The sequence below is a fragment of the Phycisphaerae bacterium genome (assembly GCA_018003015.1).
GTDB lineage: Bacteria > Planctomycetota > Phycisphaerae > UBA1845 > PWPN01 > JAGNEZ01.
This window is the reverse complement of record JAGNEZ010000001.1, coordinates 155,425-172,571: the sequence shown is the minus strand read 5'-3', so window position 1 is coordinate 172,571 and position 17,147 is coordinate 155,425. Positions and strand designations below refer to the sequence as shown.

General features: G+C 64.5%; 11 protein-coding genes. 5 read left to right on the top strand and 6 right to left on the bottom strand.

The window, feature by feature from the left end:
- Positions 1–59: 59 nt before the first annotated feature.
- Positions 60–1,049 carry a hypothetical protein gene (locus tag KA354_00585; GenBank protein ID MBP7933114.1) on the bottom strand — a complete coding sequence of 330 codons (990 nt, stop codon included), beginning with the start codon at positions 1,047–1,049 and terminating at the stop codon, positions 60–62.
- A gap of 155 nt (positions 1,050–1,204) precedes the next feature.
- Here KA354_00585 and KA354_00580 point away from each other — a divergent pair, with 155 nt between their 5' ends.
- The 3 genes from KA354_00580 to KA354_00570 all read left to right on the top strand — a co-directional run bounded on the left by KA354_00580 (position 1,205) and on the right by KA354_00570 (position 4,014).
- Positions 1,205–1,852, top strand: coding sequence for a cobalamin-dependent protein (locus KA354_00580; GenBank protein MBP7933113.1), 648 nt, complete (start codon positions 1,205–1,207; stop codon positions 1,850–1,852).
- Between the two features lie 161 nt (positions 1,853–2,013).
- Positions 2,014–3,171 carry a hypothetical protein gene (locus KA354_00575; protein ID MBP7933112.1) on the top strand — a complete coding sequence of 386 codons (1,158 nt, stop codon included), beginning with the start codon at positions 2,014–2,016 and terminating at the stop codon, positions 3,169–3,171.
- A gap of 84 nt (positions 3,172–3,255) precedes the next feature.
- Entirely contained in the window at positions 3,256–4,014 is a 759-nt protein-coding gene (locus KA354_00570; GenBank protein ID MBP7933111.1) for a hypothetical protein, read from the top strand.
- Between the two features lie 33 nt (positions 4,015–4,047).
- On the opposite strand, the gene KA354_00565 is transcribed toward KA354_00570, so the two are convergent.
- On the bottom strand, positions 4,048–5,211 hold the full coding sequence (locus KA354_00565; GenBank protein ID MBP7933110.1) for a hypothetical protein: 1,164 nt from the start codon (positions 5,209–5,211) through the stop codon (positions 4,048–4,050).
- A gap of 231 nt (positions 5,212–5,442) precedes the next feature.
- Here KA354_00565 and KA354_00560 point away from each other — a divergent pair, with 231 nt between their 5' ends.
- A complete protein-coding gene (locus KA354_00560) occupies positions 5,443–7,323 on the top strand; it encodes a hypothetical protein (protein ID MBP7933109.1) in 1,881 nt (626 codons plus the stop codon).
- Between the two features lie 30 nt (positions 7,324–7,353).
- On the opposite strand, the gene KA354_00555 is transcribed toward KA354_00560, so the two are convergent.
- The 4 genes from KA354_00555 to tadA all read right to left on the bottom strand — a co-directional run bounded on the left by KA354_00555 (position 7,354) and on the right by tadA (position 15,427).
- A complete protein-coding gene (locus tag KA354_00555; protein MBP7933108.1) occupies positions 7,354–7,959 on the bottom strand; it encodes a sigma-70 family RNA polymerase sigma factor in 606 nt (201 codons plus the stop codon).
- A gap of 145 nt (positions 7,960–8,104) precedes the next feature.
- Entirely contained in the window at positions 8,105–11,212 is a 3,108-nt protein-coding gene (locus KA354_00550; GenBank protein ID MBP7933107.1) for a hypothetical protein, read from the bottom strand.
- A 489-nt stretch (positions 11,213–11,701) separates the two neighbouring features.
- Positions 11,702–13,576, bottom strand: a complete 1,875-nt coding sequence (locus KA354_00545; protein ID MBP7933106.1) for a CvpA family protein — start codon at positions 13,574–13,576, stop codon at positions 11,702–11,704.
- A 6-nt stretch (positions 13,577–13,582) separates the two neighbouring features.
- Positions 13,583–15,427, bottom strand: coding sequence for a Flp pilus assembly complex ATPase component TadA (tadA, locus tag KA354_00540; GenBank protein MBP7933105.1), 1,845 nt, complete (start codon positions 15,425–15,427; stop codon positions 13,583–13,585).
- A gap of 643 nt (positions 15,428–16,070) precedes the next feature.
- Between tadA and pyrF the strand changes: the two genes are divergently transcribed.
- Positions 16,071–17,015, top strand: coding sequence for an orotidine-5'-phosphate decarboxylase (pyrF, locus tag KA354_00535; protein ID MBP7933104.1), 945 nt, complete (start codon positions 16,071–16,073; stop codon positions 17,013–17,015).
- Positions 17,016–17,147: the final 132 nt, after the last annotated feature.

Sequence of the window (17,147 nt, the reverse complement as noted above, 5' to 3'; positions counted from 1 at the left end):
CGCAAGGGCGGCTCGGCTCCGCTCGCCGGCGGAGGGCGATCCTCCCATGGCCTCCCTACTCACTTACCTCCTGCCTTCTCCACAAGCGACTCCCCGGGATACTCTCCTTCCTTCCGCCACACATCCAGGATCAGATGGTATCTCTCCAGCCTCATGCCGGTATACACGCAGTTGCTCGTGGAGAAAACATACCGCCCGCCGGGCATGCCGTGTTTGAGCGCGTAGCGGGCGGAGGCCACACACTGCTCATCGGTGCCGGTATCGAGCAGGCCGCAATTGACGTTGCCGATGAGGCAGACGCGATCACCGACCCGCCGCTTGACTTCGGCGATGTCCACGCCGCCCTGCGGATCGAGCGAGTGCAGCGCGTGCGGCTCACCCAGCAGTAACCGGTCGAGAATCGGCATGATGTTCCCATCGGTGTGCTTGACCGTGTAGAAGCCCTGCCCGCGATAGCCGCGGCACAGGTCGGCCAGGTAGGGGGTCACAAACTCGTCGAACCAGGCCGGACTGAAGAACGGGCCGGTGTTGAAGCAGTAATCGGAGCAGAGGGCCCAGCCGTCCAGGCCGCCATGTCGCTGGAACCGTTCCCCGCGGGCCAGAGCCTCGTCTACCTGTCGGCGGGCCTTCTCCTTGGCCTGCTCAGGGTGGTCGGCCAGGGCGCTGCAGAACTCGGTCATGTCCCCGCCGGAAGGGATCGCGTAGGTCGCGTCGCCGTGCATCATCAGGAAGAACTCGTCTCCGGACAACCGGCGGACCTCGTCGATCAGCCGGAGTTCCTCTTCCTCGCCGGGGGCCCCGAATCCGTGAAGGAAGATGGCCGAGTGCTCATAGTGCCGAGCGGTCAGCACGTACGTCTCGGCGGCGTCGTGGCGATGCAGGCGCCGTTCGGACTCGGTCATCTGCCGCCACTGCCCGAAGGAACGATGGGTGGGGTGGATTCGCCCGAAGGCCTCCATGGTCAGGAAGAAGACCAGCTCGAAATGCGGCACCCGCCCGGTCAAAGGGCAACCTTCCAGGGCGGCGATGAACCGTTGGCGCGGCGTCATGAACACCTCCCATCAGCAGGTGGCATTCTACGCCCCGGGGATCGCTTCGGCGAGTCAGCCGTTCCTTGCCACCGGCCTTGGTCGACAGTAGCATGGGCGAGTGTTGGTGAGCATCGCCCATTTGGGAATATACAGCCTCCGGAGGAGCCTCGGCAATGAGTGATTCCCCGCTTCTTGAACGTCTGGCCGGCGCTATCGAGGGAATGGACGCCAACGCAGTCAAGTCTCTGGCTCAGGATGCCCTGGCGGCCGGTTTGTCGCCCGCGACCGTGTTGAACGAAGGCCTGTCCCTGGGCATGCGCCGGGTCGGGCAGAAGTTCAACGCCGGTGACATGTTCATGCCCGAGGTCCTGGTCGCCTGCGATGTCTACTTCGCCGGTCTCGAGGTCGTTCGCCCGCTGCTGGCCGCCTCCGGAGCTGAGAACAGGCTCGGAACCATGGTCCTCGGGAACATCCACGGTGACATCCATACCGTCGGGAAGAACGTGGCCATTCCGGTCTTCGAGGCGAATGGCCTGCGCGTGATCGACGTTGGCGAGAGTCTGGATGACCAGGTGTTCGTCGACGCGATCCGCAAACACAAGCCCCAGATTGTCGGACTCGGGACCTACATGACGTCGACCTTCATGCACACTGGGGAAACCGTGGCGGCCATCGCCAAGGCGGGACTCCGCAGCCAGGTGAAGATTATCTGCGGAGGACCGGCGGTCGACCCCGAGGCCGCCCGCCGGATGGGCGCCGACGACGCCAGCGACGATGCCTGGAAGGCCGTGGACAAGATCAAGAAGCTGCTGGGCAAGTGAAAGTGTATCGATCAACCTGTGTAGCACCGGCTTCGCGCTGGCGAGGCCCGGGCGTCCCCCCCGGCATTCAGTCTCTGATGTGGGACTCCCACCTGACGACACCAGAGGCTGGCTCGACCGTGGGCCCCACGCCCGCGGCACGTGGGATGGAGTGAATCGCGATGAGCACGATCGTGGATCAATGGGTGAAGCGTCTCAAGGGGAAATTGCCCCCCGTCGGCGAAATGACCCACTGGCAACGCATGGCCGACGCCTTCGACCTCAAGCGGACCGACTACGTGCCCGCCGCCCCGGAACTCGACTACTGGCAGATCACCTATGCCGGTTACAGCCACCGGGAGATCTACAACGACGTCGACAAGACCACCGATGCCTGCATCAAGACCTGGGCGGACATCCGCACCGACGCGATCTGGATGTACGTGGACATCGGTCATCAGCTCGAGAGTTTCGTCCCGCCCGAGAAGCGGGCCGAGCATTTCATCCTCCGCGGGGACAAGGACTACCTGCTCTTCAAGCCGGTGGCCGAGACGCTCGACGATGCCATTGCCATGTTCGAACAGAAGGTCTGGGAAAAGTATGGCCCCGACTCGCGCGCGGCCACGCACTACACGCCCCATATGCTCCAACTGCTGGAGTTCCAGGAGAAAATGGACCGCCAGGTGCCCATTATCGTGGGCATCGGCACCCCGACGAACTACGCTGAAACCGTCGTCGAGGTCCAGCGATTCCTCAAGTGGATGGTGACCGAACCGGAGCGCAAGATCCGATACTATCTCGATCTGTGCCTCAAGGAGCGGCTTGCGGCCCTGGACTTCTATGCCGAGTTCGCGGCCAAGAACGGTGCCCAGTTCTGCTGCGCGTTCGGCGGAGCCCGTACTTGGGGGCCCAGGCACCTGGATAAGTTTGGCGACGTGGACCGCATCTGGGTCGAAAAGGCTCGCACGATCTTCCCCTACCTTTTCTGGCACATTTGTGGCCACAACCTGCCGCACGCGCTACAAATGGTTTCGGGCTGGCAGGGCATCAAGGCCGTACAGTACGACATGCCCTACTACGGGCAGGAGATGCCTTGGCCGCAGTGGTTCGAGCAGGTCGCCAAAATGCTCAAGGGCAAGCAGTGCGCGGCCAACGCGCCGACGACTCAGTTGGCGTGTCACGGCACGTCGGAGCAGGTGACCCGGATGGTCCGCGAGTTCATCGATTCGACCTTGCCGCACACGACCGCGTGCGTCATGCCGGGCTGTGAGATCGACTCATTCAGCCCGACGGCCAACGTGAAGGCCATGGTCGACGCCGCGCGGGCCAGGAAGCGCTAGGGAGCGTCCGAAGAGTCGTGTGGCACCGGCATCTCGCCGGGCGCGTCTCGGGTTGTCGGGACGCACATCAGTTTACGGCGGTACATGGCCAACCATCAGCACGTCATTGAGCTGAAACTCGACTTGGCCCTCCGCGAGGTCCTGCGGATGATGGGTGGAGCCCACCAGGAAGCGGTGCGCCCGGAACTCCTCGAGATGGTCAACCGCCTGCTGGAGGAGTCGATTCCCTATCTGAGGACGCGAGGGGTTTACGGGGTCTGGAATGTCGAGCGTTTGACGGATAGGGAACTCGCCCTCAAGGGAGCGGGCAGCTTTCACGGGCCGATCGCGGCGTTCCTCAGACCAGCCGGGCGCGTGGCCGTCTTCGCGGTGACGATCGGCAGTGATCTGGAGCGGATCGCCAACGAGCGCCGGCTGGACGGCAAGCCGCTGGAGGGGTACATCCTCCAGTCCATCGGCTCCAGCGCTGCGGACGCTGCTTCGGATGCTTTCGTCGACTACTTGTGGCAGCACGAGGCCGGGCCCGACGAGGGCGTGACCCCGCCGTTCAGCCCCGGTTTCTGCGGCATATCCATCGAGCAGCAGAAGACGCTCTTCTCGATTGTGGATGCCTCGCCCATCGGCGTCAGACTCCTGCCCTCGATGATGATGTCCCCGGTCAAGAGTATCTCCGGTCTGGCCGGCATCGGGGCGGCCTCCGAAGTCATCGCCCACGGTCTGCCTTGCGAGTACTGCGAACTGGAACGGTGCCAGATGCGCCGGACGTCGGCTGGCGGTCACCTCCCCCGTTGGTCCCAACCGCGCGGTCGCCGAGATATCTCGGATTTCAGATCCCCAACCTGATTCTTCAGTTCCGCATCCTCCGTCGCAGCCCGCCTACAGCTCCCGCATCGTCCGGCGACTCCAGGCCTCAATAACCGCCTGACGCAGGAGCGGCAGCATGATCTCGTGGTGGCCGGCAATGTCGTGACCATGGCCGGGGCTGACCGGCCGCCCGACTACGTTCTGCCCGGTGCGGTACTGGCGGAGCATGTCGAGATTGACCGTGGTCAGGTCATCGAGCCTGGCCCCGAGGTTGCGGGCGACGGCCACGGTCTTGAGGAACACCTCCGGCAGGATGACCGCGGATCCAACGTTGCACCAGACGCCGCAGACGCCGCCCTTGCCGGCCGCCCCCATGTCATGAACCACGCCACAAAGCCGGCGAAAGTCGGCCATGCTCGCCCGGCCGATCCGGGCTCCATCAGCCATGGTCGGCATGTGCACGGTATCGGTGCCGATGGCCACGTGTACCGTCGCGGGTAGGTCCAGTTCGGCAGCCACCGCGAGGATGCTGCGTGAGGCGTGTGGCAGGCGGCGCTTGAGAACGAGCTGCCCGATGGCCCGACCGTAGCCGATTCGCGATCGCTCGGCCACCTTGGCCGCCGCGGCGAAGAACTCGGCCGTCTCTCGAACCATGCCAAAACGCCCGTCACGGATCGTGTCGCCGACGTCTTCGCTGGTGGCTCCAATCATGGCAATCTCGACGTCATGAATCGCCGTCGCCCCGTGGCAGACGACTGCGGTCACGATCTCCCTTCGACACAAGTCGATCACCACCGGCCCGCAGCCAACCTTGACCACGTGTCCACCCATGGCCATGGCCACCGGCCGCTCTGCCCGACGCGCAGCCACGATCGCTGCCACCGCCGCCCGGAGCCGCTTCACCCCCAGAAACGCCGGCAGCGAATCCATCCACGCCGCGAACGAAACCCCCGCCTCGGGCGTTCCCGCGAAGGCCGCCACCTGGGCCAGATGCCGCCGGTCATGGACCGAATGCAGCTTGAGCCTGGCCAGATTCAGACCGGCCAGAGCCGCTCGTTTCCGGCGTCTCCCCCGGTTTTCGGTCGACGGCTGAGGGTCGCTCGCCTGCCTCGCCCTGTTCCCCCCCCCCGGATCGACGCGAGATCGAGTCCGCGAGCCACCGAAAGAACCGCTGTACTCCCCGCCGTTCGCACCGCCCCCGGACTTGCCTGGGTGTTCAACGCGCTTGCTCGCCATGAGTATCTCCCTGATGCTCCTCCCCCATCGTAACCGCCGACCGAAGGCCTATCGTCCCGATAAAACCAAACGCGGTCAATGATCTCGCCTGCCCGGCAATCCAATCGAGCCACCCTGACGTGGACCTTCGCCATGAAGCAGTGAACCTGCCACGGGCGAGCGTCCCGGACGACAAGATGGCGCGGCCCTGGCAGGACGAGCCCATCCGGTATAATGAAAGCGGAGGTGCGAATGGGCTCCTGTCGATCCATCCTCATGGCCTGGGCGGTAGTTCAGTCTCCTCTGCTCCTGCCCATCGTCGCCGCAGAGCTGAACTGGACGCCCACGATTGAACCGGCCGCCGGGTTTCCCCGGTTACTCTGGTCCTCAAGGACGATCCAGGATTGCGAAAGCCCCGCCCAGTGGAGCACGATCCACCCCGCCGGCGCGTCGATCACCCTCACGGCCACGGACGGCATGCATCACAGCGGCCTCCGCCTCAACTATGACCTCTCCGGCGACAACTGGGTGATCGCCAACTGTCGGTTTCCCCAAGCAGTCAATCTGTCGAGTGATGACTTCATTGGGCTCTGGTACCGCGGCACGCCGCTTGCCTCCGAGCACCGCCTGGAAATCAAACTGAAGGACGCTGATGACGAGTTCATTGTCCACGTCCCACGCGTGGCTCACGTCCCTGCCTACGTTCACCTCTACATCGATCACCGTCTGTTCAACGACCAGGACGCCACTGTCGGCGACGGGGTCCTCGACTGGTCCGACATTCGCGAAATCCTCGTCGCTATCTCACGCGGCGACCCGACCGACTACTCCCAACAGCCACCCACCTATTCCGGCACGTTCGACGTTGACCTGATCACCTCCTGCAACAGCAAGGTCCGGGCGACTCCCGCCGGCTTCGAGCGATTCTCGGGCAGCCCGGACGTCGCCGCCGCCGCCGCCGGATGGATCGCCGGCCGCCGAAATGCAACCACCGGCCTGATCCCCTCCTGGGCGGGTGATTTCGGCCCGTGGGCCTATCTCTATGACGACGCCCTGGCCCTCATGGTCCTGATGCACACCCATCCGCAGGAGGCCGCCCAACTCGCCGCCACCCTGCTTTCGCTGCAGCTTCCCGACGGTTCCTGGCACCGCCGCTACGACGCGGCCACGAAACAGGTCGTTCCCATGGATACCCTCGACGCCGAGTTCTGGGTTGGTGATATCGCCTGGATGACCTACGCCCTGGCCCGCTACGCCCAGCACACCGCGAGCCTGGCTTACGCCCGGTCCGCCCTTCGCGGCGCCGCCTACCTCGTCGGTCGGCTCCAGGACGACTGCCGCGGCATGTCCATCCACTGGGTCACGGAAGGCAACATCGACAGCTGGTGGGCATTCCAGGCCACCGCTTACCACGCCGAGGCCGACCAGATGCTCGCCTATCTCCTGAACTGCGTCTGGGACCCCGCCCAGCGCCGCTGGATCGGTGGCCGGACCGGAGGCTGGTGGAACTCACTCGATTGCCAGAACTGGGGTAGCCCGATCCACGTGGCGATCGGCCAACAGCAGGACGCCCTGGCCGCGCTCGGCTTTGCCACAGAGGCCCTGCGGACCTGGGACTTCACCCGTACCGTCGAGGCCTTCGACGGCCAGGGACCGTTCTCCGTCTGGTACGAAGGCACTGCCCAGTATGTCTGCGCCCGCGGGCCCGGCGCCCAATGGCTGCTCGATCACGTGCTCAACCCCGCCCAGCGGCCCGATGGGAGCATGCCCGGAACACCACCGCTGCCGGCCAGCCTCCCGAATCAGGTCGCCTGGTCCGGCGACGGCGTCTGGCTGACCACCTGGTCCGGCCTGGCCCCCACGACTTGGCTCTACTTCGCGAATACCGATACGCCGCTGGCCGCCGGACCGCTCGTCTCCTGCCGTGCGGACCTCGACCACGACGCCGATGTGGACGCTACCGACTTGACCGCCCTCAGAACCTGCCTGACCGGCATGGCCATCCCCCCATCCAACACCTGCGCAGCAGCCGACCTCGACGCCGACCAAGACGTGGATCTCGACGACTTTGCCGTCCTGCAACGCTGCTTCAGCGGAACCAATGCACTGGTCGACTCGAATTGTGCAAGATGACCGCACCGATGCGGCCGGGATTCCGAAGAGTCAATCGCGATCCTCGAACTGGGCGATCCATCGCCGGATGGCATCCAGGACCCGGCTCTTGTAGACGTACACGCTGGCCACCGCGATGCCCACCTGGTTCGCGACCTCCTGCACCGGGCGGCGATCAATGGCAAAAAGAGTGAAAGACTGGTACGGCTTCTCGCCGACCTCCGAGCGGACGTGACGGAGGGCCTCATCGAGCATGGCGTAGCGCCATTCCTGGTCCCAGATCTCACGGACCGTCTCCTCGCTGCGATGGTCCTCCAGCTGGTCGAGCAGGTTGACGCCGCTCTCCGGAGTGACCGACTGAACCCGCGTCCGCCGCCCGCGGGCCCGAAACGTCGCCAGGGCCTGCCGGTGGGCGATCCCGTACAGGTACTTGCGGAACGAGCCGCGCTTGGGGTCGTACAGACTGTCGCGCAGCGAACGGTGGGCGATCATGAGCACTTCCTGGCTGAGATCGTCCGTGTCCGCGTCGGACAGTCCCAGCCGCCGGGCGAAGTTGCAGAGCATCGGCGTGTAAATGCGGTAAAACTGGCCCCAGGCCTCACGGTTCTGGGTGTCACGGACTGCCCGGAGAAGATCGGTCTGCGTGGTGTGCAACAAGAACCCTCACCGCTGCAACGCTGATCGTGACCTCTGCCGGCCGCGATTCTACATTCGGGGCGCAGCAGATCGCAAGACGCCGCCAAATGCCGGGTCTTCCCGCCGTCACCGGCTTGACGGATCAGGTCCGCCCCGTGTGGACCTGCTATCGAGGCCGCAACACCAGCCGGGCGGAGGTCGGCGCGAACGGCTCGATCTTCACCACGTTCCGACCGCTCCGGAGATACGCCGTGACCTCGAGCCGCAGCGGACGGCCGATGAAGCCGCCAGCGTCCTGATCGTTGACGACGACACGAGCGGCCTCCTCCGGGGCTAGCGAGTCCATCTCCAGCCAGACCCGCGACTGAGCCAGATCCGCAGTCGCCGCGATCTCGCAGTGGCCGACGAACGGATCCGCCTTGACCGGACTGAGCGTGAGCTTGGAGTTCAGCCGCCCCCAAGGGGCATCGCCGAACCGCGCGATCTCCATGGCCGTCTTCCAGGAGGCATCGTCAAATCCTCGCCCCAGCCAGTTGCCACCTGTTTCGCGCGACGTCTTCCAGCTCGCATCGACTTTCACATCCAGAGGCCCGCCATCCTCGAACGTGATCGACAGCCGGCCGATGAGACCTGCGGGGTTGGCACCCATGGTCGCCTGGGCATTTGCCGCGGCAATCGCCAGTACGTTCGCCCCGGCACGCAACAGGGGCTTGACGTCAAGTCGCACGGGGTTCCGCCAGCCGTCGCCGCTGTCGTCACCACGGCCGGCATCCTTGCCGTTCAGGTACAGGGTGAAGCCGTTGTCGGCCGTCGCATGGAATACGGCCGCCTTGATGCTCCGGCCCTCGGGCAGGTTGATCTGTCTGCGGAAGAAGCACTGGCCCGCCGGGGCGTTGGCCACCGGGTCGCCCTCGGGATACCAGACCCAGGAGCAGCCCTCCAGGCCCGCGGCCGGATCCGACGCGGCATCCAGTTTCGGGGCGAGTCCTGGCGGGGTCGCATCGCGAACCAGGGTGATCGACGTCGTGGGCTTCGCAGCGTCCGGTTCCAGTCGCATCGGTAGAGGGCGCTTCTTCGGCTGGAAAACCAGCAGCACGCTTTCCGACGGTTCGAGCGTCAGATCGAGTTCGACCTGCTTGCCCTGACGAATATGGGACACACGGGTGATCTCGTTGCGCATCGCGTCCCAGCATTCCGGTTCGCCGTCCGCGGTGATGCGGAACTTGAACCGCCGGGCATCGCCGAGGTGATTCTGGTTGGTGATGAAGAACAGGTCGCAGTCCGCCTTGACCCGGTGCAGCACGTGCAGCCAGTGATCGGTCGTGCCCTCGACCACTTCGAGCGTTGGATGAACGCCCGCGTCCTCGGCCAGCACCTTCTGCAACTGCTCCGGGGTCGGCTTCCCGGGTAGCAGGTAGCTGCGGCCTCCGGCGGCGCTCGTCTTGCAGACCGCCAGCCCGGGCTGGGCATCGCCCCAAACGGCTTCGCGCAGCCGGGCGATATCCGCCGCCGTCTTACCCAGCGTGGCCGACTTGCTGGGCAGAAAACCATAACCCACGATCACACCGCCGCGATCGAAGAAGTCCTTCGCCTTCGCGAGCGTGGCGTATGGGATCACCTCGACCGGCGGCACGACTAACACTCGGAACGACTCCTGGCCCATCTGGATGGTCTTGCCGATCAGTTCCGTCGAGCCTTCGAACACCTCGTAGGGCATCCAATCGCAGTCGAAAAGGGCGTCCTGCAGGGTCTCGCTCATCTGGTCGGGCAGAATGCACTTGCCGACATGGGCGCTCTGGCCGACATAGAGCAGGGCCACCGGGCAAACGTGTCGCCCACCTGTGAGCATCAGGGTCAGCCGGCTGGTGTAGTCGGCAAATACGCGATACAGCGGCCAGCGGGGTTCGAAGCCGCCGTTGTAGAAGTAGGGCGGGCAGTCGGTGTCGCGCGGCGCACGCGGGTTGAACGAGTGCGGGATGAGGAAGTTGACGCCCGACACCTGGACATGGTCGGTCCACCATTTCATCTCCGGGTAACTCAGATCCTGGCCACGGGCTCCGAAGATCTCCACCATGGTCACGTCGTCGGGCTTGCCGTAGACATGGGTGAGCGAGCTGCCAATCTTGGGGACCTGCCAGCACGGTGCGTCGTACGCCGCCCGCTGGCCGGGCTTGAGCTGTGAGAAGACCAGGTCGATGCCGCCCATGTCGCTGTACTTCTGGAGCTTGAACATGTCCCCGGCGCAGAGGTCGAAGTGGGCATAGGTGCCTCCATGCTCGAGGAAGTGGCCGATCGACAGCACGCCGTGTTCGCGACACCAACGCGAAATGCCGCCGTACATGGTCCGGCCCCAGGCTTCGGCGAAGGCGTCCATGTACTGGTACTTGGCCGCGGCCTGTTCGTCGCCGGCCAGCTTGAACTTGAAAGCGACCAGGGCCTTCTTCCAGTCCACCCCGCGTTCCGCCAGGACCTTCGGGACTTCGGTGCCCCAGTCGGCCTTGATCTCCGGCTCGTCGTAGAAGAAGCCCAGGATGTCCTTGCCGAAATCCCCCTTGAAGCGATCGTAGTGTGGCTGATACACGGTACGGATGTACCAGTCGACGCTGGCCTGACTGGCCCCGTCGATGAGATAGCGGTCGCCCACGGGCTGGTTCTTCCACATGAACTTGATGATCTTCCAGTGTCCCGCCGGCGCTTCCCAGGTCAACTGGCCTTGGCGAATCGAGGAAGCCAGGTCGATGAGGCTGGCACCCTCAATGCCGTCCGGGCCGTCTTCTCCGGCCACCGCGGCGATGAAATTCGGCCCCCCGCAGCCGTCGGTCTTGAATACGCCCGGACCGTCAAACTCGGCGGTCGTGGTTACCAGCCGTTTGCCGCCGTGCTCCGCCGGAACCTTCCCCCCGACCTCGCCACTGGGCCACCACTTCTCGTCGAAGATCCACATCTTGAGGTGGTTCTTCTTGGCCGCGTCGAGGCAGATGGCCAGGTCGCGGAACCAGCTCTCCTCCAGCCAGCCGACGTGGGGGCGCGATTCCGCTGTGAAGCAGCCGTTCCCACCCTCGGCGACCTTGCCGACGTACATCTCCAGCCGCTCCTTGCTCTCGTCGCCGTGCAACCAGAAAAGCGGGCCGGTCCATCGCCGGGCCTCCATCGGCAACTCGCGGAACTGTCTCTCCAGCGAAGCCGGCGACACTTCCTCGGCCACCGCTGCACACCCCCAGGCGATCATCAGGCCGACCAAGGCCGTTGAAGTCAACCACCCGTGTCCTAACATGGCGCGATCCTCCCGAAGAGACAAACCACGCGGTGGAATGTAGCCCCTGGAAGCAAGGTTGTCGATTCGCGGCGCAGGGCGACCAGATCGTGCTCGCCCCCGGGGGGACTCGCGCAGCCCGACACCCGGGCGGGCTCGTCCGCGCTCTCCCTCCGGAAACCAGGCACCCGCCTGTCACCGTCTTCGGCCACCGGCGGTCACCGACTCACCCGGCCGACGCAACTGAGCCGCTCGCGTTGGGACAATCGCCCATCCGGTGCGGGAGGGAGTGGGCCCGTGGGGGCAAAGCTCGCGTTCCCCTCCGTCCACAGCGGTTCAGCCTCTTCGGGATCCACCGCACAGGACGACCGGGCGAGGAGAAAGGCAACAGCGAGCGGTCGAACATCACAAGTGAAGAGAGCGAAGCAGGGCAGACCAAGCTGCAGACCGGTCGCTCAGGAGAGGAGGAATCAGACTTGTTCGGCCGGCCACTCTACCCAGGGCACGCCATCATCCTGGGGCGACGAGATTGAGGGCGCTCAGGTCAACGTTCGTTCGCCCGGTGTGCAGCTTGGCCGGCTGGGTCCCGGGGGGGACATGAAACAGGTAGTAGACGGAGTAGTTGCCCACCATGTGGGATGCTTTGATGGTTTCGAACTTGGGCAGACGAGCCATGTCTCGGGCGACGTCATCCAGGTAGATCAGCTCGAATCGGGCCTGGCCGCCGACCACTGCCATGGCGTAGCTTCCCGCCGGCCGGTAGTTGGTACCCTTGGCATCGATCATGTAGAAGTCACCGATGTTGTCGATCATGCCGCCGTAAATGCTCCCCAGCCAGCTCTGCGGCTGCAGCTTCTCCACGCTGAGCTGGAGCATGACCTTGCCTTCGGGTACCTGGAACCTCTCGATGGACGGTTCGCTGCCTGCCTTGGGCGTCCAATCGGGATTGAGCGTCGCTCTGACCCGCCCGCCGTTCAGGGTTCCGTTGGACAACTGGAGATCCTGTCCGTTGTAGTTGACCAGCGCGAAAGGCAGCTGATCACTGAAGGTCGATTCCTTTCGGGCGGCTCCGAGGCCGGAGATGCGGTCCCCTCCCGGCGGAGGCGGTGGGGCGGTGTTCGATCCGCCTCCCGACCCGGTGTCAGCCCCACCTTCGGGCGCCACCCCCTCCTTGTGGTCATCACCCTCCGGTCCGGTCTTCTTGACGGCCGGTGACAGCGGGGTCAGTGCCGCCTTGGGCTTCTTCGGATCGACGACCTGGACCGGAATCTCCGCCCGGGCGTTCTGCTTGAACTCCACGAAGCGCGGCTGGAAGCCCGGGTTGTCCGGCACCTCGAAGATCCAGTCAACCTTCAGTTGATCGCTGTCGCGGGTGACTTGCTCCCCGCGGTACAACCTGACCCATCGCGGCAGATGCGGAAGGTTGACCCCGACGAGGAAGTACTCCTTGGCCGGGCCGTCCGCCTTGTCACCGCCCACCAGCCGGACCTGCTCGGTGGTGAACCGATGCACGTTGTCTTCGTCTCGAGCGGCGGAATCGATCGTCACTCGAACGACGACCCACTTGTGACCGGGGGCCGGCTGTTCGGTGCTGAGCTTCAGCGTGATCGGGGTCTCGTTCGATCTGGATCCCTCCTTGGGGCTCTCCCGGAGGTAGAGAGACCGGGGCGGCAGATTGTCATACCGCTCGACCCGGACCACGCCGGCCGGTACCGCATGCCGGGTCTCGCGGAAATAGCCCGATCGGGCGGCGTACAGGCTGTGGAGCAGGTTGGGGTAGATGGTGGCCATGGATGTACGGCCGTGGAGGGCGTTGCCCGACAAGTGCGAGGCCACCGATACCGTGAGTCCGTCGGGACTGAGCCACATGCTTCGTGGTCGCAGTTCGGTCGTGCTCCAGTTGATCTTGGTCGGGTAGCTGCGAACCTCCTCGGGTTTGTCAGAAGTCGAGGCCAGGATCTGGCCGGTACTCTTGTCGACGGGCTGGTACCGGCTGAAGCCCAGGAAAGTCGTGCCGAACGGCAGCATCTGCAGCCCGACGGCCAGCGTGCCGACGATCAGCATCGCGGTGAAGAGGCCCACCACGCCGCCTCCGATCCGGTCCACCAGGATCGGAAAGCGCATGTTGCCGGTGATCAGCATGTCGAACACGGTTCGAAGGATCAGCAGCGACAAGATGAATACCGCCATCAGGGCAAAGGCCCGCCCGTGATCCGGTTGGCGCTCCAGGAGAAAAGCGTAGTAGATGTCCTCGTAGAGCCCGAACGCCAGGGCCACGGCCATGATGGTGAGGAAGCAGGAGATCACGGCGCTGAACAGGCCCTGCAGCCCCTGGAAGAAAGTGATCGTCAGGATCAGGACCACAGCGAATAGCGAAAACCACATACTGGCTCACGCTCCCTTCTTGGGGGCCGCGGGGGCCGCCGGAGGATTGTCCCCGCCCTTGCCGGCCGCCGGAGCGGCGGGAGGTGGCGAGTTCTCCTCGTCTCTCATCACTCGAAGCATCTCGTTCATGCCCGTGATTCCCTCGATCACTTTCTGCAGGCCGACTTCCTGGAGATACAGCATCCCGTTCTTGCGGGCCTGGGCTCGGAGTTCGTTGATCGACTGGCCCCGGCTGATCAGGTCCCTCATGGTGTCGTCGATCGTGAGGACCTCGAATAGACCGGTCCGGCCGTAATAGGCGCTGTTCTGGCAGTTGGCGCACATTCGGGGCTTGCCCTTCTCGTCCACCAGTTCCTCCGGCTTGGGTTGGCGGAAGAACTGCTGGGTCTTGCCGACCGCCAGATTGGCCTTCTGGAGGAGTTGTGGGTCCGGCTTGTAGGCCACCCGACAGGCGATGCACAGCTTGCGGATGAGTCGCTGGCTGGTGACCATCTTGATCACCGAGGCCACGGTGTCGGTATCGCCGGCCAGGCTGACCAGCTTCTTCAGCGCGTCAAAACTGTCCTTCGCCTGGATCCCCAGATAGATGCGCTTGCCATCCTTGGCTGCCTTGGCCGCCAAATGGGCCGTCTCACGGTCCAGACAGTCACTGACCATGACCACATCCGGTTCGCGGCGAAGCACGGTCTGGAGCTGCCGGGCATAGCTGCCTTCGTGCTTGGTCGAGTCATAGATGTTCTGAGTGATGTTCTCCAACTCCATGAGCGGCTCACGCTCAAGAGTCAGCAGGTTCTGCATGAAGACGTCATGGGATCGCAGGGCGGCGTAGAGCGTGGAGGTTACGCCGCTGCCCGCCGGACCGCTGATCAGGAACAGCCCCCCCCCGGGCTGCCTCACCTGGCTCTCAAACTTCTCCAGGTCCGAAGGCGACATGCCCAGATCGTGAAGCCGCAGCTTGGTCTCCTCACCGACAATCTTCAGGCTGAGTCGCTCATGCTGGGTGGTCCCGCTGGTCTGGACGTCGACTTCAGTCATCCCGCGGTCGCCGCCGATCGAGGCCCGGATCTCGCCGGTCTGCGGCTTCCGCCGTTCGGTAATGTCCAGCCCGGCGATCTGCTTGATGAACAAGAGAGCCCGCTCGGCGTTGTCCCGGTCGATCAGATCGCTTCGCGGCGTGGCCACCCCGTCAATGCGATAGGCCAGCTTCACACCCTTGGCCGTCACCACCAGTTCCGCCTCCGTGGCCCGCCGCCAGAGAGCGTCGTGAAGCAGAATCTGAGCGGCCTCGTAGGGCTCGGCTTTGGCCGGATCGTCCGGGACCGGAATCTTCCGCCCGTCGCAGGCTACCAGCTTGACTCGCTCCTCAACCGCATGCCTGTCAGCCTGCTTCTTGCCGAGATTCGCAAACCAGGACTTGATGTGCTTGGGAGTAAAGACCCGGGCGCTGGGATCGACCACCCCGTTCCGTACCACCACGTACATGGCACAACTCGTGGCTGTGATGACCAGCCACAAGCCGAATCCGGCCGCGAACAGGCCTGCGGTCCGCCAGGGCAGGAACAGCCAGACGATCAGCCCGATCACACCGCCGGCCAGAACAATGACGTTCCACATCGTCTGGTTCACCCGCCGGACAAAGAGCGCGTCCTTGTCCACCCACTGGCAGAAAAGCAGCCAGGGCACCATCATGACCAGAATGACGAGGATGCGAATCCAACTGGTGTACCCGCCGGGTTCGGGCAATTCGGCCAAGGGGCCAGCAGCCAAGGCCGTGTCCTGGCCTACCAGCCATGCACCCAGGACCACGCCTGCCCACCATCCCCTGGTCGGCTTGCTTGAGGGCACTCGCATGGAAGCTCCGCTGAAAGCGAACAGTAACCTTGCCGCCGGCCGCTGAGCCGCCCACGCGGCCCCAGCCGTAAGCCACCATGATACTCGCCCGCCGGGAATGTGAATAGGGAACCGCCCACAATGGCCCAATGGGTGGTATCGAGCCGCTCCATCGACCACTCCAAGACACCGCACCCATCGCGGTACCAGCTTGCGCGCTCAGTATCCCGTCCTCTTGCCGTCCAGTACGCCCAACACCCGGGCCATCGTCGCCGTCGGTAGCGTCCGGATTCGAGAGCGATGAGCGAGCGGTCAGCCTGCCCTTCAGATCAGCAGGACCAAACGACCGCACCTGGGACCAACCTCAACCTTTTGACCAGGAAGAGGTTAACGAACACCTCAATGGACCCGGTGCGTACGGCGACCCCTCCGGGCACGCTCGACAACCCTGAACCTCCTGCTCACCGTCGAACGGGAGTCCGCTGACTCGCGGCAGACTCCAAGGTGTGATCGAAGTCCGGCCAACACCCGCACCACGGTCGGAAACGCGCCACAATTCCGCCTGTTTGCCGCTTGCGGGTCGGGGAGGGCGAGGCTAGACTGCCCAGTCTGACGAACTGGCTGCAGTTGGCAGGGGAAAGTCAACACACGAAAGGACACTGCCGTGCCGGATAACTTTGCGGACCGACTCCTGGCGGCCATCAAGGCCAAGAACGCCCCTGTCTGCGTGGGCATCGATCCGGTGTACAGCAAGCTGCCGGCCGAAATCACCGAACAGAAAGACCTGAACGATGAGACCGACTCCGAGGCCGCTCTAGACGCCGTCCTGGAGTTCTGCCGCCGTGTCATCAAGATCGTGACCCCGTTGGTTCCCGCCGTCAAGATCAACAGTGCTTTCTTCGAGCGCTATTACTGGGAAGGGGTCGAGGCCTACTATGAGTTGATCCAGGAAGCCAGCGACGCCAAGCTTCTGGTTATTGGCGACTGCAAGCGCGGGGACATCGGCTCGACGGCGGAACTGTACGCCCATTCCGCCCTGGCCGAGCCCGATTTCACCGATATGGACAGCCTGACCGGCCCAGACGCCGTGACCGTGGCCTCGTACTTCGGTCTGGACGGCGTCAAGCCCTTCCTGGATGTGGCCCGCGAGCAGCAAAAGGGCGTTTTCGCCCTGGTTCGCACGACCAATGAGTCGGCCGATGTCATCCAGAACGCTCGGTTCGAGAACGGCCAGAGCGTGGCCGAACTGATCGCCCAACAGGTCACCCTGTGGGCAAGCGACCCGAGCCTCATCGGCAAGTGCGGCTACAGCTGCCTCGGTGCGGTGGTCGCCGCCAAGGATCGCGAGCAGACTCTGCGGCTCCGAAGCATGCTGCCCAAGTCCATCTTCCTCGTGCCAGGATACGGCGCCCAGGGCGGCAAGGCCGAGGACATCGTGCCCTGTTTCAAGCTGGACGGCACCGGCGCCCTCATCACCGCCTCCCGAAGCGTGATCTACGCCTACGAGAACATGAAGTACGTCGAGCGCTTCACCTCCGAGTGGGACAAGTGCATCGAGCAGGCCTGCAAGGACTTCATCTCCGAAGTCAACAGCGTCCGGCCAAGCTGAGTGCTCCAAATCGAATCCGTTCTGCCGGGAATGAGGATCCTCGGGGGGCCACTCGGGCCGCCACGCTGCTCGACGCGTCACCACCCGCACCCTCGTTCGCCTACATCCGACATGCGATCAGGTGCGTCCGCT

Bases quoted from the DNA above. Each gene is read 5' to 3' on its own strand.
- KA354_00545 (MBP7933106.1), bottom strand. From the start codon at position 13,576: ATGTGGTTTTCGCTATTCGCTGTGGTCCTGATCCTGACGATCACTTTC.
- KA354_00570 (MBP7933111.1), top strand. From the start codon at position 3,256: ATGGCCAACCATCAGCACGTCATTGAGCTGAAACTCGACTTGGCCCTC.
- KA354_00575 (MBP7933112.1), top strand. From the start codon at position 2,014: ATGAGCACGATCGTGGATCAATGGGTGAAGCGTCTCAAGGGGAAATTG.
- KA354_00550 (MBP7933107.1), bottom strand. From the start codon at position 11,212: ATGTTAGGACACGGGTGGTTGACTTCAACGGCCTTGGTCGGCCTGATG.
- tadA (MBP7933105.1), bottom strand. From the start codon at position 15,427: ATGCGAGTGCCCTCAAGCAAGCCGACCAGGGGATGGTGGGCAGGCGTG.
- KA354_00565 (MBP7933110.1), bottom strand. From the start codon at position 5,211: ATGGCGAGCAAGCGCGTTGAACACCCAGGCAAGTCCGGGGGCGGTGCG.
- KA354_00580 (MBP7933113.1), top strand. From the start codon at position 1,205: ATGAGTGATTCCCCGCTTCTTGAACGTCTGGCCGGCGCTATCGAGGGA.
- KA354_00585 (MBP7933114.1), bottom strand. From the start codon at position 1,049: ATGACGCCGCGCCAACGGTTCATCGCCGCCCTGGAAGGTTGCCCTTTG.
- KA354_00560 (MBP7933109.1), top strand. From the start codon at position 5,443: ATGGGCTCCTGTCGATCCATCCTCATGGCCTGGGCGGTAGTTCAGTCT.